General features: G+C 40.5%; 21 protein-coding genes. 9 read left to right on the top strand and 12 right to left on the bottom strand.

What is annotated here, in order from left to right; translation table 11 throughout:
* Window positions 1-261: 261 nt before the first annotated feature.
* Entirely contained in the window at window positions 262-1,032 is a 771-nt protein-coding gene (yidC, locus tag AC0VX7_RS14580) for a membrane protein insertase YidC (protein WP_475424827.1), read from the bottom strand.
* Window positions 1,033-1,053: 21 nt separating this feature from the next.
* Window positions 1,054-1,341 (bottom strand): hypothetical protein, encoded by a 288-nt coding sequence (locus AC0VX7_RS14575; protein ID WP_475424826.1) that lies wholly within the window; start codon window positions 1,339-1,341, stop codon window positions 1,054-1,056.
* A gap of 182 nt (window positions 1,342-1,523) precedes the next feature.
* On the opposite strand from AC0VX7_RS14575, the gene AC0VX7_RS14570 reads away from it, so the two are divergent.
* Window positions 1,524-1,844: a hypothetical protein gene (locus AC0VX7_RS14570; protein WP_475424825.1), complete on the top strand. Its 321-nt coding sequence runs from the start codon at window positions 1,524-1,526 to the stop codon at window positions 1,842-1,844.
* 793 nt (window positions 1,845-2,637) lie between these two features.
* On the opposite strand, the gene AC0VX7_RS14565 is transcribed toward AC0VX7_RS14570, so the two are convergent.
* The 4 genes from AC0VX7_RS14565 to AC0VX7_RS14550 form a co-directional block, all read right to left on the bottom strand.
* The gene (locus AC0VX7_RS14565; RefSeq protein ID WP_475424824.1) at window positions 2,638-3,372 is read right to left on the bottom strand and encodes an urease accessory protein UreH domain-containing protein; all 735 of its coding nucleotides are present in this window, start codon (window positions 3,370-3,372) and stop codon (window positions 2,638-2,640) included.
* A gap of 90 nt (window positions 3,373-3,462) precedes the next feature.
* On the bottom strand, window positions 3,463-4,203 hold the full coding sequence (pflA, locus tag AC0VX7_RS14560) for a pyruvate formate-lyase-activating protein (protein WP_475424823.1): 741 nt from the start codon (window positions 4,201-4,203) through the stop codon (window positions 3,463-3,465).
* Window positions 4,204-4,282: 79 nt separating this feature from the next.
* Window positions 4,283-6,508, bottom strand: coding sequence for a formate C-acetyltransferase (gene pflB / locus AC0VX7_RS14555; protein WP_475424822.1), 2,226 nt, complete (start codon window positions 6,506-6,508; stop codon window positions 4,283-4,285).
* Window positions 6,509-7,304: 796 nt separating this feature from the next.
* Window positions 7,305-7,754 (bottom strand): cupredoxin domain-containing protein, encoded by a 450-nt coding sequence (locus AC0VX7_RS14550; RefSeq protein WP_475424821.1) that lies wholly within the window; start codon window positions 7,752-7,754, stop codon window positions 7,305-7,307.
* A 138-nt stretch (window positions 7,755-7,892) separates the two neighbouring features.
* Between AC0VX7_RS14550 and AC0VX7_RS14545 the strand changes: the two genes are divergently transcribed.
* The 4 genes from AC0VX7_RS14545 to AC0VX7_RS14530 all read left to right on the top strand — a co-directional run bounded on the left by AC0VX7_RS14545 (window position 7,893) and on the right by AC0VX7_RS14530 (window position 12,858).
* Window positions 7,893-9,086, top strand: a complete 1,194-nt coding sequence (locus tag AC0VX7_RS14545; RefSeq protein WP_475424820.1) for a DHH family phosphoesterase — start codon at window positions 7,893-7,895, stop codon at window positions 9,084-9,086.
* Between the two features lie 337 nt (window positions 9,087-9,423).
* On the top strand, window positions 9,424-10,590 hold the full coding sequence (locus AC0VX7_RS14540) for a D-alanyl-D-alanine carboxypeptidase family protein (protein WP_475424819.1): 1,167 nt from the start codon (window positions 9,424-9,426) through the stop codon (window positions 10,588-10,590).
* A gap of 159 nt (window positions 10,591-10,749) precedes the next feature.
* Window positions 10,750-12,138, top strand: coding sequence for an alkaline phosphatase (locus AC0VX7_RS14535; RefSeq protein ID WP_475424818.1), 1,389 nt, complete (start codon window positions 10,750-10,752; stop codon window positions 12,136-12,138).
* A 66-nt stretch (window positions 12,139-12,204) separates the two neighbouring features.
* Complete coding sequence (locus AC0VX7_RS14530; RefSeq protein ID WP_475424817.1) at window positions 12,205-12,858, top strand: DUF4352 domain-containing protein; 654 nt, start codon at window positions 12,205-12,207, stop codon at window positions 12,856-12,858.
* A gap of 361 nt (window positions 12,859-13,219) precedes the next feature.
* Here the strand turns inward: AC0VX7_RS14530 and modB are convergent, their stop codons facing one another.
* The 3 genes from modB to AC0VX7_RS14515 all read right to left on the bottom strand — a co-directional run bounded on the left by modB (window position 13,220) and on the right by AC0VX7_RS14515 (window position 15,088).
* The gene (modB, locus tag AC0VX7_RS14525) at window positions 13,220-13,876 is read right to left on the bottom strand and encodes a molybdate ABC transporter permease subunit (RefSeq protein ID WP_475424816.1); all 657 of its coding nucleotides are present in this window, start codon (window positions 13,874-13,876) and stop codon (window positions 13,220-13,222) included.
* Window positions 13,877-13,881: 5 nt separating this feature from the next.
* On the bottom strand, window positions 13,882-14,655 hold the full coding sequence (gene modA / locus AC0VX7_RS14520) for a molybdate ABC transporter substrate-binding protein (RefSeq protein WP_475424815.1): 774 nt from the start codon (window positions 14,653-14,655) through the stop codon (window positions 13,882-13,884).
* A gap of 181 nt (window positions 14,656-14,836) precedes the next feature.
* The gene (locus tag AC0VX7_RS14515; RefSeq protein ID WP_475424814.1) at window positions 14,837-15,088 is read right to left on the bottom strand and encodes a YkuS family protein; all 252 of its coding nucleotides are present in this window, start codon (window positions 15,086-15,088) and stop codon (window positions 14,837-14,839) included.
* A 104-nt stretch (window positions 15,089-15,192) separates the two neighbouring features.
* On the opposite strand from AC0VX7_RS14515, the gene AC0VX7_RS14510 reads away from it, so the two are divergent.
* Window positions 15,193-15,327: a YuzL family protein gene (locus AC0VX7_RS14510; RefSeq protein ID WP_475424813.1), complete on the top strand. Its 135-nt coding sequence runs from the start codon at window positions 15,193-15,195 to the stop codon at window positions 15,325-15,327.
* A gap of 58 nt (window positions 15,328-15,385) precedes the next feature.
* Here AC0VX7_RS14510 and AC0VX7_RS14505 read toward each other — a convergent pair whose 3' ends face one another.
* Window positions 15,386-17,005 carry an ABC-F family ATP-binding cassette domain-containing protein gene (locus AC0VX7_RS14505; RefSeq protein WP_215034041.1) on the bottom strand — a complete coding sequence of 540 codons (1,620 nt, stop codon included), beginning with the start codon at window positions 17,003-17,005 and terminating at the stop codon, window positions 15,386-15,388.
* A gap of 530 nt (window positions 17,006-17,535) precedes the next feature.
* On the opposite strand from AC0VX7_RS14505, the gene AC0VX7_RS14500 reads away from it, so the two are divergent.
* Window positions 17,536-17,673 carry a hypothetical protein gene (locus tag AC0VX7_RS14500; protein WP_023627787.1) on the top strand — a complete coding sequence of 46 codons (138 nt, stop codon included), beginning with the start codon at window positions 17,536-17,538 and terminating at the stop codon, window positions 17,671-17,673.
* 131 nt (window positions 17,674-17,804) lie between these two features.
* Here AC0VX7_RS14500 and AC0VX7_RS14495 read toward each other — a convergent pair whose 3' ends face one another.
* On the bottom strand, window positions 17,805-18,404 hold the full coding sequence (locus AC0VX7_RS14495) for an SCO family protein (RefSeq protein ID WP_475424812.1): 600 nt from the start codon (window positions 18,402-18,404) through the stop codon (window positions 17,805-17,807).
* A 190-nt stretch (window positions 18,405-18,594) separates the two neighbouring features.
* Here AC0VX7_RS14495 and AC0VX7_RS14490 point away from each other — a divergent pair, with 190 nt between their 5' ends.
* Complete coding sequence (locus AC0VX7_RS14490; protein WP_475424811.1) at window positions 18,595-18,993, top strand: CidA/LrgA family protein; 399 nt, start codon at window positions 18,595-18,597, stop codon at window positions 18,991-18,993.
* Between the two features lie 13 nt (window positions 18,994-19,006).
* On the top strand, window positions 19,007-19,654 hold the full coding sequence (locus AC0VX7_RS14485) for an LrgB family protein (protein ID WP_475424810.1): 648 nt from the start codon (window positions 19,007-19,009) through the stop codon (window positions 19,652-19,654).
* A 44-nt stretch (window positions 19,655-19,698) separates the two neighbouring features.
* On the opposite strand, the gene AC0VX7_RS14480 is transcribed toward AC0VX7_RS14485, so the two are convergent.
* Window positions 19,699-20,361 (bottom strand): Crp/Fnr family transcriptional regulator, encoded by a 663-nt coding sequence (locus tag AC0VX7_RS14480; protein WP_475428158.1) that lies wholly within the window; start codon window positions 20,359-20,361, stop codon window positions 19,699-19,701.
* Window positions 20,362-20,809: the final 448 nt, after the last annotated feature.

Genomic DNA, 20,809 nt, shown 5'->3' with positions numbered 1-20,809 from the left:
TTACGCCAAAAGGCAACATGCTTTGATCAGGTTATAAATCGACTGGGAATGGCTAAAAGAGCAGACTAATCCTATTTTCGGGCAACACGTTTTTTCATATTAGAAAAATCGGGCAGAAAATAAGATTAGTATTTCATCGGCTCTTTACCATTCCCTTCAGATATCATTAATTCAAAGTATAACTTGGTGAAAAGTTTTGTGTCAACCATATAATTCCACTAAAAAAGCCTGGGGAGCAGCAATTCCCCAGGTATTAGTACATTAAGCTTGCTTCTCAACCCTAATTGGACTTTCTTTTTGGGCATAGACCTTTCTAGCCAGTAATGTTTGTACAATCAAGAACATCCCGCCAACTGTCCAGTAAAGGGGAAGGGCAGACGGGGCATTTAACGAAAACATCACAATCATAACTGGTGACAGCAACCCCATGAACTTCATTTGCTTTTTCTGCTCCTCCGTTACATTGGACATCGAGACCTTAAACTGCAGGTAGTAAATCAGCCCGGCAGCTGCCGTGATCCAAATATCAGAATGTCCCAGGTTGAACCAGAGGAAGGAGTGGCTGGCGATTTCGGCAGAACCGCTAATCGCATAATATAGGCCCATCAAAATTGGCATCTGAACCAGCATCGGCAGACAGCCAACAGATAGGGGATTTACCCCATGCTTCTGATAGAGGCCCATCATTTCCTGCTGTAACTTTCTTTGCTCAGCTGGATCCTTAGTCCCTTTCAGCTGCTTCTGGATTTCATCCATTTCAGGCTTGAGGACTTCCATCTTTTCTTTCATGTTCTGCTGGTTTTTATATTGTTTTAACATTAAGGGCATTAACACCAGCCTGATGAGCACTGTAATCAAAATAATCGCCAGACCGTAGCTTTCTCCTGTGATGCCGGCGAATAGCTTGATGAGCCAGGTGAAGGGGTTGATGAATGTTGACTGGAAGAACGACCCCTCGCTTGTCAACGCCTGGCAGCCAGTTAATAGTGCTGGTATAAGTAGAACAATAATCATGGTGAAAAGCTTCTTCATTTTTCTCCTCCTAAATTATATCTAGTAAGTAACTATAGGAGAAAAATGGCTGTCCTCATCACCCGGATCAATTTTAATTTTAATTCGCTTAAGAAATTGCAGGTGAAACTTCAATCCAAGTTCAGCTTTATTGTTAAAAGCTATTTCAGAAGTGGATGGCTTCAGCCTGATTCGCAATAAACATGACTGGATAATAGAGGCGTCACGATATAACCAGAAGACGGACATCGACATGCTGATGAGCAAAGTCAAATAAGCGCTGTAAACGGCCGTTGCATCAACAGACTGAGCATAAATTTCCAATAGCATGCCATCACCTCTTTTCGATCATTGCTCAATTATATTTGAAAAATCGACTCTAAGCAATCCGTACAATATATACGGAAATAAACTTAGAAAGTTTCATTTCCCAAATAATGGGGGTTTCAAAAATTAGAATAGTGGCTATGTATATAAAACAAACTTCCCAAACCGAAAAGGGGTGGCAAATCATGAAAAAAATAGTATATGGACTAATGATTAATTCAGGTGACGCTGACGAAATGCTGTGGGACCATGGTGTATGGGAAACAGAAGAAGCAGCGAATGAATATATTGAAAATGAAATGTCTACGATTAGCGGCGTTTGGGTGGGGGAGCTCAAGGTCAATGACTCCATCCCAGAAGCAGCAGAATATGATGAAGAAGAAATGATAGAGTGCCCACTATGTGGGGTCGAGTACAATCCAGAAGACGTAAACACTGTTGATTACGACGAAGCAGTGTGCATCAACTGTGAGCCTGGATATAAGGAAAATATGAATATAGCATAAGTCGAATTGCCATGGACTAGACCTCCATGGCTTTTTGGTATCAGTATGTTATTTGGTTATGACAAAGGTATGGTTACTGCATTTCACAGGTTGCTTGCTTTTTCTGAACAGGTAACTGCTCAGTCATATACATTAAATCTGCAAGCAAACAAAACTCCCGGAACAACTGAGTAATTATTAGGAATTAGCATGTATTTAGACAGCTTTTCAGGGTAAGGAGGCAAAGCTGTCAAGAAAAGCTCGTTATTGTGACAGCTCTTCAGAGAAAGAGGGAAAAGCTGTCAAGAAAAGCTCATTATTGTGACAGCTCTTCAGAGAAAGAGGTCAAAGCTGTCAAGAAAGGCTCGTTATTGTGACAGCTCTTCAGAGAAAGAGGGAAAAGCTGTCAAGAAAAGCTCATTATTGTGACAGCTCTTCAGAGAAAGAAGGCAAAGCTGTCAAGAAAAGCTCATTATTGTGACAGCTTTTCAGAGAAAGGAGGAAAAGCTGTCAAGAAAAGCTCATTATTGTGACAGCTTTTCAGGATAAGAGGTCAAAGCTGTCAAGAAAGGTTCGCTATTTTGACAGGTTTTCAGAATAAGAAGTCAAAGCTGTCAAGAAAGGCTCGTTATTGTGACAGCTCTTCAGAGAAAGAGGGAAAAGCTGTCAAGAAAAGCTCGTTATTGTGACAGCTTTTCAGAATAAGAGGTCAAAGCTGTCAAGAAAAGCCCGTTATTGTGACAGCTTTTCAGAGAAAGGAGGCAAAGCTGTCAAGAAAAGCTCGTTATTGTGACAGCTTTTCATTAAAACAAATTTATAACCCCCAATAGGTTACTGTATCAAAAATTCCAACGACAATTAAAATGTATCCTGCTAATTTCTGTACCATTGAACCCAGCTTGCGTCCTTTTTTCATTAATGAACCGTTCAGCCCGATATATGAAATTACAACTGCAAAGATAATCAGCGGGATGGAAGTGCCAATCGCAAAAACAGACGGAAGGACTGCTCCGTATGATGTATTCAGGACAATCGGCATAAGTGTAAAGAAGAATAGAGAAAACATCGTAGGACAGAATGCGATTGAAAAGCTTACCCCCATTAAAAAAGATCCTGTTTTTCCGCTGCCTGTCCATTGTGGCAAAACTGAAGTGAAACGATTGATCCAATTGAATGAGAAAAGACCAATGAGTGACAGGCCGATCAAAATGAAAAGAGGTCCCATCAGTTTGCGGAACCAGGAAAAGAAGCCCGGCAAAATTTGCTGGAAGCTCTGGCCTACTAGCCAGACTGCAAGGCCTAGCAGTGTAAAGACCAGTATTTTACCCATTATGAAAAATGTAATCTCGATCCACTGGCTTTTCGTTTGCAGACTCCGATTGCCATAGTAGGTGATTGCACCCAGATTGCCTGTCAGCTGGCATGGAGCAAGAGCGCCGACAAGACCCAGCAGAAAGCTTGCCAATAATGGGATTTGTTCAGTCTGGTTCACAAGGGTGAAAAATGGTCCGCTTAGAAAATTACTGATTTCTGTAAACAGTTGATACATAAAGTACCTCCACTAAAACTATTATCACTATGATACTAAAAATATATCCAAAATGTATGCAGAAAAAAACAGCAGGAGAGTATCCTGCTGTTAATTCACTGCTATATGGGCTGTCAATAGCTTATATGCATTCTCCACTTCATCGTCGGATGGAGGTTCAACATCCTTAAAAGGGTACTGGAGCCCCAATGCTTCCCATTTATAAACGCCAAGCTTGTGATATGGCAATACCTCAAGCTTTTTTACATTATCCAGTGTGCCAATAAACTCGCCTAATTTCGAGAGATCCTCGATTTCATTTGTGACCCCAGGGACCAGAACGTGGCGAATCCAAATTGGAACTTGATGATCAGATAAAAAGCGGGCGAAATCCAAGATGTGATCATTGGCCATACCTGTCAGTTTGATATGTTTTTTTCTATTGATATGTTTTAAATCTAATAGAATCAGGTCAGTGTAATTCAATAGCTCAGCAAGCTGCTCTTGAAAAAGAGGGGCGGTTGAATAACATCCACCTGAAGAATCAATTGTGGTGTGCACTCCGAGTTTTTTGCACTCCTTAAAAAGTTCAGTAATAAAAGGAATTTGTAACAGTGGCTCACCGCCGCTAACAGTGATGCCGCCGCCAGATGCTTCAATAAATGGGAGATAGGATTTCAGATCATCAATGATATCGGAAACAGACATCTGTTTGCCTGTGCCGATCTCCCAGGTGTCTGCATTATGGCAAAACTGGCAGCGCAGCAGGCACCCCTGTGTGAAGATGACATAGCGTATCCCGGGTCCGTCTACAGTCCCAAAGGTTTCAATAGAATGAATGTTTCCGTTCATGATGATTTCTCCTTTCATTAAAACAGGAGTTCCCGCCATGGGAAAGGAGGGAAACTCCTGTTTCGTACACTTGTATTATTTACATTGTTTCATGGAAAGTACGGTTGATTACATCCATCTGCTGTTCACGTGTAAGCTTGATGAAGTTTACTGCATATCCAGATACACGGATTGTCAGCTGCGGATATTCTTCAGGATGTTCCATCGCATTTAACAGAGTTTCTCGGTTAAACACGTTTACGTTTAAATGGTGACCATCTTTGATCGCATAGCCATCAAGGATGGAAACTAGGTTATTTGTACGGCTGTCTTCATCTTTCCCAAGTGCTTTTGGCACGATGGAGAATGTATTGGAAATTCCGTCCAATGCATAGCTGTATGGCAATTTTGCTACTGATGACAGGGAAGCGAGTGTTCCTTTCGTGTCGCGGCCATGCATTGGGTTTGCACCTGGCGCGAATGGTTCACCAGCACGTCTTCCATCCGGTGTATTACCTGTCTTTTTACCATAAACGACGTTGGAAGTAATCGTTAAAATTGACATTGTATGAACAGAATTGCGATATGTCGGGTGCTTGCGCAGCTTTGTCATGAAGTTTTTCACAAGTTCAACTGCGATGCTGTCCACACGGTCATCGTTGTTTCCGTATTTAGGGAAGTCGCCTTCTGTTTCAAAATCAACGGCAATCCCGTTTTCATCACGGATTACTTTTACCTGTGCATGCTTGATGGCACTCAATGAATCCGCTACTACGCTTAAGCCTGCAATTCCAGTTGCCATTGTGCGAAGGACTTCTGTATCATGCAGTGCCATTTCGATTCTTTCGTAGCTGTATTTATCGTGCATGTAGTGGATGACATTAAGAGTATTGATGTAAAGGCCGGCAAGCCATTCCATTACAGTATCGAATTTAGCCATAACTTCTTTATAGTCGAGCACATCGGAAGTGATCGGACTTAAAGCTGGAGCAACTTGAATCTTAAGCTTTTCATCGACACCGCCATTGATTGCATAAAGCAAAGCTTTCGCCAGGTTGGCGCGTGCTCCGAAGAACTGCATCTGCTTACCGATTTCCATTGCGGAAACGCAGCAGGCAATTCCGTAGTCATCCCCATATTCACAGCGCATCAAATCGTCATTTTCATATTGGATTGAGCTCGTTTTAATTGACATCTCAGCACAATACTTCTTGAAGTTCTCAGGCAGGGCAGGAGACCATAACACTGTCAGGTTTGGCTCTGGAGCTGGTCCGAGATTATCAAGTGTATGAAGGAAGCGGAAAGAGTTCTTCGTTACAAGCGATTGCCCGTTATGTGCCATACCGCCGATTGATTCAGTTACCCAAGTTGGGTCACCACTGAATAACTCGTTATAGTCAGGAGTACGCGCAAATTTCACCAGGCGAAGCTTCATGACGAAATGATCGACAATTTCCTGTGCCTCTTTTTCTGTAAGAGTTCCATTTTGGAGATCTCTTTCAATATAGATATCCAGGAATGTTGCGACACGGCCAAGGCTCATTGCTGCTCCATTCTGTTCTTTGATTGCTGCAAGGTATGCAAAGTAAACCCATTGGAATGCTTCAACTGCATTGGATGCTGGCTTGGAAATATCATAGCCATAGCTCTGGGCAAGCTGCTTCAATTCATTCAATGAACGATATTGCTCAGAAATTTCTTCCCTCAGGCGCATTGTGTCCTCAGTCATGACACTGCTTGTCGTTCCATGATCTTTCTTCTTTTGCTCCATCAGGAAATCTACACCATAAAGAGCTACTCGGCGGTAGTCACCAATGATGCGGCCGCGTCCGTAAGCATCTGGCAGTCCAGTGATGATTCCGGCTTTACGGGCCTGGAGCATTTCTTTTGTATAAACATCGAATACACCCTGATTATGCGTTTTACGGAAGTCAGTAAAGATCTTTTCAACTTCTTTATCCAATTCATAACCATATGCCTCGCATGCTGCTTTTGCCATCCGAATGCCGCCAAAAGGCTGCATAGAACGCTTAAATGGCTTATCGGTCTGGAAGCCTACAACTTTTTCTTTGTTCTGATCAAGATAGCCCGGTCCATGGGATGTAATGGTGGATACTACTTTTGTATCCATATCAAGTACACCGCCATTGTCACGTTCCTGCTTTGTTAATTCCATAACCTGCTGCCATAATTGAAGCGTTTCCTCAGTTGCACCTTCAAGGAAGCTGGAATCACCGGTATATTCAGAGAAGTTTTTTAGAATAAAGTCCCTAACATTGATATCTTCCTGCCAAGCACCATTTTTAAAGCCTTTCCATTGTTCCATTTAAATTCACCTCTAAAGTAGATGTTTATATAACAGTTGCTACACTTTTATCATACTACGGATATAACAGATTGAGTGTGACATATTTGTGAAAATGTGAACAAGATAATATTGGTATGCGTTACGGAATTATTCTTGGTTCAGGTTCTAAAAACTGTTCTATAATTGTGTGAAGTTTTTCTGTTGCTGTTATATAAGAATTTCTTTATGTATATAATTCTATCAGTAAAATTAGTACCGTGTTTATAGTGTTATGTATGTTTTGTGTCAATTTAAGAAGTGTAACCAAAAGAAAAAACAGGATGCAATATCCTGTTCCAGTGGTACCAAGCGGGATCATCAGGACGATCCAATAGATTCGATTTTAATAAAGATACCCTTATGCAGCGATGTTGCCTCCCATAAGGGTACGATAAGTTGATAAAGATACCCTTATGCAGCGATGTTGCCTTCCATGAGGGTACAATAAGTAGAAAAAGATACCCTTATGCAGCGATGTTGCTTCCCATAAGGGTACAATAAGTCGATAAAGGTACCCTTATGCAGCGACGTTGCTTCCCATAAGGGTACAATAAGTCGATAAAGGTACCCTTATACAGTGATGTTGCCTTCCATAAGGGTACGATAAGTTGACAAAGATACCCTTATGCAGCGATGTTGCCTTCCATAAGGGTACGATAAGTTGACAAAGATACCCTTATGCAGCGATGTTGCCTTCCATAAGGGTACGATAAGATGATAAAGATACCCTTATGCAGCGATTCAGCTTCCGATAAGGGTACATAATACCGATTATCTAATCGACAACGATATAGGCGATCATAGGTCCATTATGTTCAGCTGAAGGGTGGGTCAGACAAATCAGCCTGTAGGTTCCTTCTTTATCAAACTGCAAAGGGACGACTGTTTCTTCCCCTTTTTTCACCACGCCTTTTATATCCGTTCCTTCAATGATGAAAGGATGTTCTTTTCCGTTGACACCCAGTATCTTCAAACGAACCTTTTCTCCTTTTTCCAAAAAGATTGTTCCTGGATCCCATCGGTATGCTTCAATTTCCTTTCCATCATCCGTGGTAGATTTGAACTCGCCTGTCACCATGTGAATTTCGCGGATTTGTTCATTTTGTCCACCTATTGCCGGAGTGGCATCAGGCTTTAGGCCCAACCAAAGAGAACCAATGATGGCAATAAAAACGATTAAGCCAAAAAAATATAATGTTTTTCTTTTAAACACAAAGAAATGCATTTTTTCACCTCCTCACTATCCTCTATAAATATCTATGCTCGTCCCCATGCTGAACTTGTCTAATTTTTTGATTTTCTCTTGTATAGATTATCTGGGCAAAAACAAACTATAGATTAGATACAAGCCAAGGAGGAAAATATGTACCGTTTATTTACTCATAATGATTTGGATGGGGTGGCCTGCGGAATTCTATTCAGGCTTGCATTCGAAGACAAAGCAGATATCCGATATAATTCTGTCTCTGGACTGAATTTTCAGGTGGAGAAATATTTCGAGCGAATGAATGACCGGATGAAAAAGGAAGACCAACTATACATAACAGATTTATCTGTCAACCATGAAGTCACTGAAAAAATCAATCAGTTTGTTAAAGATGGGGGAAAGGCAAAGCTGATAGACCACCATAAAACAGCATTGAATTTCAATGAATATAGCTGGGGTATGGTAAAAGTGGAGGATGAATCCGGGACACTGACAAGCGCGGCGTCACTAGTATATGAATATTTAATACAGGGAAATCATCTTGTTAGAAATGGATCTCTTGATGAGTTTGTTGAGCTTGTTAGGCAATATGATACCTGGGACTGGGACCTCCTCAAGAATTATAAAGCTAAGAATTTGAATGACTTATTTTTTATGGTATCAATGGAAGAATTCGAAGAACGGATGGTACCGCGTCTCAAATCCGGGGATAACTTTGATTATGATGATTTTGAAAAAAAACTCCTTGAAATGGAAGAAGATAAGATCGAACGATATATCAGGAGGAAAAAACGCGAAATTATTCAAATTGAAAATGATGGTTTATACGGCGGGGTCGTTCATGCAGAATCCTATCATTCGGAATTAGGGAACGAGCTGGGCAAGGAGTATCCACATCTGGACTATATAGCGATTTTGAACTTGGGAGGAAAGAAAATAAGCTTCAGGACAATTCATGATGACGTAGATGTCTCTGCTGTCGCTGGTGAATTTGGAGGGGGCGGACACGCCAAAGCTTCTGGATGTTCTATGAATAAGGAAGCTTACAACCGATATATTGAACGAGCATTCCCGCTTGATCCAATAAAGCCGGACGCTTTTAAAAATACCTATAATCTTAAGGGATCGAAAAGTGGATGTCTGTATGAGAATCGTGACCGGGACTTGTTTCTGATTTATACGGATGGAACACGGTATTTTGTTCAGCAGGAAAGTAAAGAGCGCCATGGCCCCTTTGACAGTTTTGAAGCAGCCGAACGCTTTGTGAGAAGAGAATATGGAGCAGCACTCGTCAGGGATGACGTATATATTTCCTATCTCGAAAATATCGTTTTTAACGGGAGGAATTGAGTACAGCCCTGTCGGTGACGAGCTAGGCTGTCAATGCTAGTCAATTGTTTTAAAAGGTATTTACATTTAGGTCACCGATGCTCTTTATTGGTGACCTGTTTTCTTAAATTTACACATTTCCTCTCACCAATAGGCATCAGTTCTCCACAATCTAGCTTATTCAACCCCCAACGGGCTTCACAAGTACTTTTTAATGCATTATAAGTTTGGCTAGGTGTTTAAATCTTTACAAACTTTTCGGATTATTCCAGTTTGATTAAAAAATTATAACACCAAACATCTTTCGACAAGGTTCTGTTAAAATGGTTGGAGAGAATAGGACACTGGATGTGGTTTGATGAGAAAATTTTTGGCCCTGTTTATGTTGTTATTTGTAAGTATGGATGCTTCTGCTGAATTGGTTAAAGCAGAGGCAGATGCACCTGTCTTAACTTCTGAGGCCGCTGTTTTGATGGACACTCAATCGGGTGCCATACTATTCGGGAAAAATGAAGAACAAAAGATGTATCCTGCGAGCCTGACAAAGATTGCAACTGCCATTTATGCTATTGAAACAGCTGACTTGGATGAGCAGGTCGTTGTTAGTAAGGAAATTGAAAATATCGATGGTACAAGGGTTTATTTAAATCCTGGCGAACAGGTATCATTAAAGAAGTTGGTTCAGGGAATGCTGATCAACTCAGGAAATGATGCCGCGTTGGCAATCGCCATTCACCTGGACGGTTCTTTAGAAAGTTACTCTGAAAATATAAATAAGTTCCTGGAGACAAATATTGGTTTAGGGGATACTCATTTCGTCAATCCGCATGGTCTGTTTGATGAAAATCATTATACAACAGCCAAGGACCTAGGCATGATAGTAAACTATGCAATGAACAATCCTGAATTTCGTGAAATCTTTGGTACTAAGGAATTGGAGTGGGATGGGGAGTCTTGGGATACAACGATTCTTTCCCATCATCGTATGCTAAAAGGTGAAATTCCTTATGAAGGAGTTACGGGAGGAAAGACAGGCTTTGTGGACCAGTCGAAGCAGACACTTGCTACCACAGCTGATAACGGGAAGTTGAAGTTGACAGCCATTTTATTGAAATCAGAATACAAACGTAAAATTTATGAAGATACTTCAAAACTCTTTGATTTCGGCTTTGCTAATTTTCATTCAGTTCAAATCAGGAAAGGTGAGAAATTCAATAGCGGCAACCTGAAATTCAAGGCTGGAGATGATATGTATCTGACTGAGCCGAACGGACAGAGTGAAAGAGTGGTAGACGACGAGGGCGTACTAAGAGTAGAGAACGGCAGCGGGGAAACGGTTCATTCTGTTGAACTGAAGCCATTGATAGAGAAAAAGCCTGAAGTGAAGAAAACAACAGAACAGCCTGAGCAAAGCGGGATGCTATCCATGAATACCTTACTAGGTGCAGCGTTGTTTATTTTGACGGCAATTGCATGGGTGCTGAACAGAAAACAAAAAAAGAACAGAAGATTCAAAAGCAGGTGAGTGATCACCTGCTATTTTTATTTTTTCCAAAAGTGAAATGAAGGAATTGTGAAGAGTCTTAACATAAACACAATGTTTTTTTACATTGTGTTAATAAGAGGTTAATAGTTTCCCAGTATATTAAAAGGCGTAGTAAATAACATTTCTGGAGGTCTTGTAATGATTAAGGCAAATTTTAAAAAGAAGATTCTCCCGATCGCTGTTCTATCCACTTTAGCGTTCGGCAGCTTAGCAGGTACTTTTGACGCAGAAGCAAAAAATAAAGGAAAAGATAACCGTTCAGAAATTAAGAATGTTATTTTCTTAATTGGTGATGGAATGGGAGTTTCTTATACTTCCGCTTACCGCTACTTGAAGGACAACCCTGGAACTACAGAAGCTGAGAAGACGGAATTTGACAAATATCTTGTTGGCAGCCAGATGACTTACCCGGAAGACCCTGAACAGAACGTAACTGACTCTGCCTCAGCTGCAACAGCGATGTCAGCTGGAATCAAAACTTATAATAATGCAATTGCAGTGGATAATGACGGGTCAGAAGTAAAGACAGTTTTGGAAGCTGCAAAGGAAAACGGCAAAGCTACTGGCCTTGTTGCTACTTCTGAAATTACGCATGCCACTCCAGCTTCTTTTGGTGCGCATGATGAAAGCCGCAAAAACATGAATGCAATTGCAGACGATTATTATGATGAACTGGTTAATGGTGAGCATAAAATTGATGTAATGCTTGGCGGGGGAGTAAGTAACTTTGTTCGTAATGACAGGAATCTGGCCGAGGAATTCCAGAAAGATGGCTATAGCTATGTAACGAACAAACAGGACCTGTTAAAAAACAAGAACGAAAAGGTACTTGGGCTTTTTGCACCAGGTGGAATGGACAAGATGATCGATCGCAATGAAGAAACTCCTTCCCTAGAAGATATGACTAAAACAGCAATCGAACGTTTAAACAAGGATAAGGATGGATTCTTTTTAATGGTAGAAGGCAGCCAGGTCGACTGGGCTGGACATGACAACGATATTGTTGCTGCCATGAGCGAAATGGAAGATTTTGAGAAAGCATACAAAGCAGCAATCGAATTCGCTAAGAAGGACAAGCACACCTTAGTTGTGGCCACTGCTGACCATTCAACTGGCGGATATTCCATTGGTGCTGATGGAATCTATAACTGGTTTGGAGCACCGATCAAAGCTGCAAAACGCACTCCAGATTTCATGGCTGCAGAAATTGCTAACGGTGCTGATGCTGAAGATACATTAAAAAAATATATTGACTTTCAATCTGTAGGTCTCCCTGAGCTGACTTCAGAAGAGCTTCAGGCTGTTAAAGATGTTGCTCCAACAAAGAAAGTCAGAGACATTGACAACGCTATTGAACAGATTTTCGATAAACGTTCACACACCGGCTGGACAACCGGTGGACACACTGGTGAAGACGTCCCAGTATATGCATTCGGTCCTGGTAAAGAGCGTTTCTACGGACAGATTGACAACACTGACAATGCGAAAAACATTTTTGATATCCTTGTAAATGGCAAAAGAAAGTAATGAATTTGAAAATCTCCCGCCGAACCTTGGATCTGCGGGAGGTTTTATGAAAAGGGGGTTTTAAAAATGAAAAGACATTTGCAGGTAATGTTAGCTGTTTTACTGCTGACTGGTTGTTCGTTCGCACAAGCTGATACAAGTGATGAAATCAAATCTGTTGAAACAATTGCAGAAAAACCAATACAGAAAAATACAGAAGTATTTGTACCTAATCCGCAAGTCACAGACGACAGGGAACTGAAAAAAGCAGGGGATTCTTTAATTGACGATAAAGGAGAATTAACTCTTAAGGCGGTTAAAGAAGTCAATGAAACTTTCAATCTCGATGGTATTGAATATAAGGTTAAAGAAATTAAGTTGCTGCACTTTATCCCTGATTACAGTCTGATCGATTTCTTCCATCCATATACACATGATGAAGAATTTGATTTTGTTAAAATTGGAGTTGAAATACAGAATAATACCAAAGAAAGTTACCACTTTGGGCCGGCGGCAATGGTGAATATAAATGATTCAATTCACAAAACTTGGGAAGATGATTTTTACCTGGAAGAATTACATGGTGAAATTGTAGGCGGACAAAAAAAGCAAGGAAACCTTGGGTTTATCGTGGATGACCTCGAAAACCTCGATAAAGTGGAAATCCTCTCAGGGGACCTCGTTGACAAGGATAAAAAGAAAATAGGGGAACCTGTCAACCTCGTTGTAACCTTTGAATAAGAGGGTAATATAACCAGTATTCTTTCCTTTTCAAAAGCATGAGTGAATACACCACTTTAGAGTTTAATAGAATGCAAGAAAGCCATGGAGGCTCCATGGCTTTTTTCTTTGTTAAGGAAATTATAAAATTATTTAAGTGTGGATAACTACATGTAGTTTTCTTAATCCAGCTCCAGCGCCTAGCCCCTCGAGACGTTTCGGTCCTGCCAATGAAGTCAAAGAACGACTTCACTGTCAGGCCCTCCAACGCTTGTCGGGGCTGACCAAGGCGCTTGCGCTTTTTGTTCATCCGGTATGTTTGGCAAATTCACAAACACAGGTTAAATCTGTTCAAAAAGGCGGGGTAATCGGTAGGCCCCTTTTATTGCTTTAATAAGGATGTGGAAAGCAGCATAAGGAATGATATGCCAACCATGGCAATTACCCATAACCAGGCTGATTGCATGTTTCCAGACTCAAGTGCTACATAGATTGCCGTTGGGACGGTCTGGGTTTTTCCTGGCAAGTTGCCGGCAAACATCAGGGTTGCTCCAAATTCACCAAGCGCTCTGGCGAAGCTTAAAATAAGCCCGGTGATTAATGTTTTCGCTGACAGGGGGAGAGTAACATATAAGAAAACCTTCCACTCATTTGCTCCATCTACCCTCGCCGCTTCCTCCGCGCCAGGATCAATCGATAAGAACCCTGTCTTGGCTGATTGATACATCAACGGAAAGGCTACGACTGATGCAGCGATAACAGCTGCCCACCAGCTAAAGATAATGGGACTCCCGAAAACATTTTCAATTAATCTTCCAATCGGACTATTTATGCCAAAGATGACAATCAATAGAAATCCAACTACAGTTGGAGGGAGTACTAAAGGCAAAGTTAACAGCGTTTCTACGGCTGTTTTACCTAAGAACTGCCTCCTTGCCATAAACCTTGCAGCAAATATGCCGAATAAAAATACAAATACTACCGACACTGAGGCAATCTCAAGGGAAAGTTTAATCGGGCTCCAGAACTCACTGCTCATAAAAATCATTCCAATGCTGCTGAAAAGCCATATTTTTTGAAAATCTTCATTGCTTCTGGTCCTTTTAGGAAATTGAAGAAGTCGATAGACTCTTCAGGATGCTCAGTTCCCGCAATGACACCAACAGGATAAACAATAGGGTCGTGTAAGTCTTTTCCGTCCAAAGGGACAATTTTTACTTTATCGGAAACGAGTGCATCTGTTTTATATACAATGCCAGCATCAACATTTCCTGTTTCAACATAGGAAAGAACCTGGCGGACGTCCTTAGCGGGAATGATTTTTTTCTCGAGATCTCTCCATAATTGCAATGACAGCAATGCTTGTTTTGCATACATGCCTGCAGGAACAGATTCGGGAGTGCCTATGGCGATTCTTTTAATATTTTCGTTAGTAAGTAATTGAGCTGAATCGATATTCTTGTTATCTCTTTGTGTGATCAACACAAGTTCGTTCCTAAGTAGCCTAACGCTGTGTTGTTCATCTATAAGCTTTTTGGAAAGTAAGTAATCGAATTTATCCTCAGCCGCGGAAATAAACATGTCTACGGGGGCACCTTGGGATATTTGCTGCTGGAGGGAACCGGAGCCGCCAAAATTGTAGACAATTTTAATTCCTGGATTTTGTTTCATATATTGTTGTCCGGATTCTTCCATTACATCACGGAGGCTTGCTGCTGCAGAGATGGTAAGTTCAATTGTGTTTGACTCACTGTCATCCGCACAGCCCGTAATGAAGAGTAGTAGGGCTGCGAATAAAACAATATGTATTATCTTCAATCAAGACATCCTTTCAAAAGACCTTTTTAACATTTACAATAGATATAACTGATTATATCGAATTAAAAAGGATGCTATATACAAAAAATATCACAAGTTGGTGAAATTATCATTGATTTGAGTTAATGGGGAGTAAGGAAGATTTAAAATAAAAAACTGCCAGGTGGCAGTTTTGTAAATACTATTGATTCTGTCCAGTTTTTTGATCAATCTGGCTGCAAACCTCTTCAGCGGAAAGGCCATTTGCTTCAATGACTGATCCTTGGATCGAGGCATCTTGCATACCCATTACGTTTGAATCGATACCAGAAACCACGCAGCAATCACAGCCTTGTACATCGGCTTCAGAGCGCAATTCAACGACGTCATGGCCTCTTTCACGCAAAGCTTCCGAAATATTAGTAAGCGATTGTTCTACACCAACTCTTGCCATCAATAACACCTCCTCACTTAATTTAAGTTGTCCGGCGCAGGTATAAAATATACCAATCACCAGACAATAGAAGAGCATACTAATGATCAATGGGAGGTGCAGACATGAGTAATATAAGGAAAAAGGATCCTTCGACTATTGGGTTGAATTCATCACAAGTAGAAGGGCAGGGGACCACAACCAGCGAAACCGGAAGCAGGACCTCCTCTTCTTCGCGGAAAAAGCAAAAAAGAGGTTAGTGGCATTTTTAAGAAGCAAAAATCAAAACCCTCGGTTAATGTCCGAGGGTTTTGGTGTTTAAGCATACATTTCTGCAATTTGTTTTTGAAGCTCTTCATTTTCTAGGTATTCGTCATAAGTCATCTGCTTATCAATCAACCCTGAAGGAGTGATCTCCATAATCCTGTTTGCCACAGTCTGGACGAATTGGTGGTCATGGGACGAGAAAATCATTGAACCTTTAAAATTAATCATACCATTATTCAATGCTGTGATCGATTCAAGATCCAGGTGATTCGTTGGTTCATCCAGCAGAAGGACGTTTGCTCCAGATAGCATCATCTTAGAAAGCATACAGCGGACTTTTTCGCCTCCGGAAAGTACGCTTGCTTTTTTCAGTACGTCTTCACCTGAGAACAGCATACGTCCAAGGAACCCGCGTAGGAAGCTCTCGCTGTCATCCTTTGGTGAGAATTGGCGAAGCCAGTCAACCAGGGTAAGGTCACTTCCTTCAAAGAACTCAGAGTTGTCTTTAGGGAAGTATGCCTGGGATGTCGTTACGCCCCATTTGAAAGTCCCGCTATCCGGCTCCATTTCACCAGTTAGGATTTTAAACAAAGTCGTAATCGCAATTTCGTTTTTCCCAACAAGCGCAATTTTGTCATCTTTATTCATGATAAAGCTGATGTTATCCAAAACCTTTACGCCGTCAATCGTTTTGGTAATTCCATCAACTCTCAATAAGTCATTACCGATTTCACGGTCGGGAGTAAATCCAACGTATGGATATTTACGCGATGATGGTTTGATATCATCGAGAGAGATCTTATCAAGCAGTTTTTTACGTGAAGTAGCTTGCTTGGATTTAGATGCGTTTGCACTGAAACGCGCGATGAACGCTTGCAATTCTTTGATCTTCTCTTCTTTTTTACGGTTCGTATCTGACTGCATTCTTAGTGCAAGCTGGCTGGATTCATACCAGAAATCATAATTTCCGACATAAAGCTGGATTTTACCGAAATCCAGGTCCGCTATATGCGTACAAACCTTATTCAAGAAGTGCCTGTCATGGGAAACGACAATAACGGTATTTTCGAAATTGATCAAGAATTCTTCCAGCCATTGTATTGCAGCGATATCAAGGTGGTTCGTTGGTTCATCAAGAAGAAGAACGTCAGGTTTACCAAATAAAGCTTGGGCAAGAAGTACTTTTACTTTTTCTCCGCCGCCAATATCAGCCATTTTTTTATCATGAAGCTCTTCACCAATTCCTAGGCCTTTAAGAAGAATCGCTGCTTCGGATTCTGCTTCCCAGCCGTTAAGCTCAGCAAATTCGCCCTCAAGTTCTGCAGCCTTCATGCCGTCTTCATCAGTGAAGTCTGCCTTCATGTAAATTGCATCTTTTTCCTGCATGACTTCATATAAACGGGCATGTCCCATTATGACGACTTTCAACACTTCGATATCTTCATATTCGAAGTGGTTCTGCTTCAATACAGCCATACGCTCACCAGGTGTCATTGAAACATTTCCTGTTTGCGCTTCAATTTCACCTGATAAGATTTTAAGGAAAGTGGATTTGCCTGCACCATTTGCTCCGATCAGGCCATAGCAATTTCCCGGAGTGAATTTAATATTAACATCTTCAAAAAGCTTGCGGTCACCATATCTCAAGCCGACATTTTGAACTGTAATCATTTATTTAGTAGCCTCCATTAATATATATCCCAAAGATTATAACATGTTTGAATGCTATGAGCGAATTCTTTTTAAGACTCTTTTCTCAAACTTGGTTACTATTGATTACAAAATTGGATTGAATTAACTATATACCTTCGTAAAGTTGACGCTTCTTTTGAGAAAAGAGCATGCAAACTTAATACCCGACCTGCCAAAAGTGTATATCACGTTAATATCGGTCTTAGGATTTTAACCACAATCTTTACGAAAACAGCCCATTATAAAGATGAGGGCAGGTATTAGAGTGAATAGATACGATTTTTTTGTGGAATGGTGTTTTTAAGGGAGTCAAATTGGGAAAAGGCGAGAGTAGTAAGTAAGCGGGGTAGTTTTTTATTATTAATCACAACATCCACAGAGTGTCTATTGGGAAAATTGCGAATTTTTTTTGCTAGCTGATGTCAATTTTTTTGCTCATTTTCACACATTTTTCATATTTTTCATGTAAAATAATAATAGACAAAGATGGATAAAAGGAGTTTTTGAAAATGGCTAAAAAGCAGCTGGTTGATTTTGTTAACCGCCTAAAGGAATCAGGGATAAAAGTCAGCTTCACTAAGCCAAAATCAGAATTTTTCTCCCTGCAAAAAACAGAGAAACATCCCACCACAGTAAATTCACATTAAGAGATAGACAGGCTCTCCCCATGATGCAGAACCCTTCATGAATCTCATCCTAGGAGTCATAATGAAAAGCTAAATCAGCAAAGTAAACAGCATACAAAAAAAGCGGTGCAAACGACCGCTTTTTTTGTTGTTTAGATTTCTTCCATTATTTCTTCGAACACTTCATCTTTATTAAAATCTTCCCCCATCGGGAATTTTTTTATGAATTTATTATTCTCATCAATCAGGTAAGTAAATGTACTGTGGACGTAAAAGCCATTTCCTGGATCACGGTACTGGAATTGGAATGTATCGGCAACCTGTTTGATTTTCTTTTGTTCTTCCAATGTGTCTGCTGGGTCACCCGTCAAGAAGATCCAATTCCCGTCGTTTTCGAGTCCGAAATTGTCCATATATTTCCTCAAAACTTCAGGCGTATCCCGGTACGGATCAATTGTAATAGTAACGAATTGTACTTTCTTACCGTAAACACCTTCTTGGATTAAGTCTTTTCGAAGTAGGTTCATTTTTTGTGTTGTCGTTGGGCAGATATCAGGACAATGAGTATAAATGAATTCTACAAGCTTGATAGTCTCTGATTCTTCACCAAAAGTATAATTTCCTTCATCCATGGTGACAAGCGTGATGTCCTCTGGAATTTGTGCATTCGCATCCCGGATTAGAAAAAATGAGATTCCCGATGTAATTCCTATTAATACAATAAGTGAGCTGATAAGATAGATTTTTTTCATAACACAATCCTCCCCCTTATAAAGATATAAGAAATATGAGGAAAATCATATGGACATTGTGTGAACTATGTTTAACTTAAAGCTTCCAAGAAAAAAGATAAGTGAATATTCTTGCAATATAACGAATGAGATTTATAATGAATTGTAAAACAATTTCAACGTCTAGGGAAATATAAAGGGGAATTAAGCTTTGAAAGCTGATAAAATTATAAAATACTTTTTGCAAATCACAGGGTTGATCCTGATTAACAAAGCCGGCTTTTATATTGTAGAACTGTTCGAGCTGCGTATTCCGGGTAATGTTTTGGGAATGATTCTACTTTTCGTGCTGTTATGGACGAGGGTAGTCCGGCTTGAATGGTTTGAAGGCGCAGCTGATTTTCTCGTCAGGCATCTATCGTTCTTTTTTGTACCGATTTCAGTTGGTTTGATGACTCTCGGGGGACTTATTGCAGAAAATGGCATACAACTTGCGGTTATTTTAGTTTTGAGCGCTATAATAGGCATGGTGTTTGCGGGTGGCACTTCACATATGCTGGTAAAGCGTAAGGAGGGAAAGGAAACTGGAAACTCTGCTCACGATCTTTAGCATTATTATAACCTTGCTTGCTTACCTTTTAGCCAGGAGGGCTGCAGGTGAATATCCATCTCCGCTAACATCTCCGGTATTTTTAAGTACAGTGATTGTAATTGCTGTGTTGCTGTTGCTGAATATACCTTATAAGAAATATGAACCAGCAAGTGAGATTATGACCTATTTTCTGGGGCCGGCTACTGTGGCTTTAGCTGTACCATTGTATCGCCAAAGAAAGATCATTTCAGCCTACGCGGTTCCTGCTTTGTCCGGTCTTATAGCAGGGATAGTCTCGACCATTATCTCAGCTGTGTTCATAGCGTATTTGCTTAACTTATCAGATTTGATCTTAGTTTCTTTGACGATCAAGTCTATCACAATACCTGTAGCTTCCGAGGTTGCTAGGATCATCGGGGCAGACTCGATTTTGGTTGCAGCATTCGTCATGATCACAGGCATGCTCGGGGCGATGATTGGCCCATTTCTTATGAACACCATGAAAATTGACGACCCTTTTTCGAGAGGTTTGGCCATCGGCACCATTGCTCACGGAATTGGTACAGCAGAAGCAGCCAGGGAAGGAGAGTTGCAGGGCGCAGTTTCAGGAGCAGCAATGGGTATGGCCGCTATAATAACTTCGTTGTTCCTGCCCATAATTCTCCCAGTATTTTTATAAGGAAGCATATGAAAAAGGAGACCTCCGCAGGTTTCCTTTTTTAATCAATCTATATTACAAAACTCTATTGGACAATTCTCACAGTCTATTTGTTGTTTAAGGTAGAGTAGGTTATGAATGATAATCCTTTTTTTGTGTATGGAGATGATCCCTTCATCGCGTAATTCTCCAAGCATGCGGCTGACGCTTTCTCTGGCAGTTCCGCAATAATTCGCTAAATCCTGGTTCGTGATCGGTACGTTGATGTGAATGCCATCGTCCTTTTGAATGCCGTAACTATTGCTCAGCCTGATAAGGGTGGAATACAAGGCTCCTTTTTTGCCGTGAAGGACAAGATCGCGGAATTTAGTGATTGTTTTTCGGATATGGTCATTCATCCATTTTAGGAATTGGTATGCAAGCTGGCTGTTGTTGAACAACGTTTGTTCAAGGTTCTCAATATTAACCGCTGCTGCCTCGCCATCTTCAACTACTCTTGCATTGAATAAATATCGAGGACCCACGGTAAAGAGGGTTAGCTCGCCTACAATATCGTTTTTATTACATAATCTTAAATACAATTCTTTGCCTTCCGCATTCATTTTTGAGATCTGTACTTTGCCGGACAGAATAATAAACATTTCTTTTGCTTCCTGTCCTTCGCGGAATAAAAAAGTACCTTTTTTAAATTTAATGATTTTTTCTGAGGCTTTTATTAATTCGCTCATCTCATAAGTTAAATTATTTTGATTTTCCTGGCCGGCCACAATATCTCCACCTTTTCCGTCCGTTGTTTAACCTAATTTAAAATGAAATATAAACAAGAGGTCAATAGAGAAAATGTGAACATTCTTTTTCACACGTGTTGGTTTTCTATATTTTTCTTTTAATTGGATAATTGTGGTTGACTATATCGGTGTAGAGGAGGTAATCTATTGTAGAAGATATTTTTTTATATTAGGGAGTATGTTTTATGTTAGGTGTCGTTCTTAACTAAACCGTTAATTTAATACGGTCAATCCGGTTTTTTTTAAACCTGTTATAGGTTTATTTAATTATGCGCTGGATTGAATGTTAAGAACAATGAACATAGTAATGCATGCTCGATATCCATGAGCATAAGCTGTGTACTTGTACACAGCTTTTTCTTTTGGAGAGGAATGCCTGCAGAGATGA

This window comes from Mesobacillus sp. QJM3NY_10, assembly GCF_056173465.1.
This window is presented reverse-complemented; position numbering and strand designations above follow the sequence as displayed.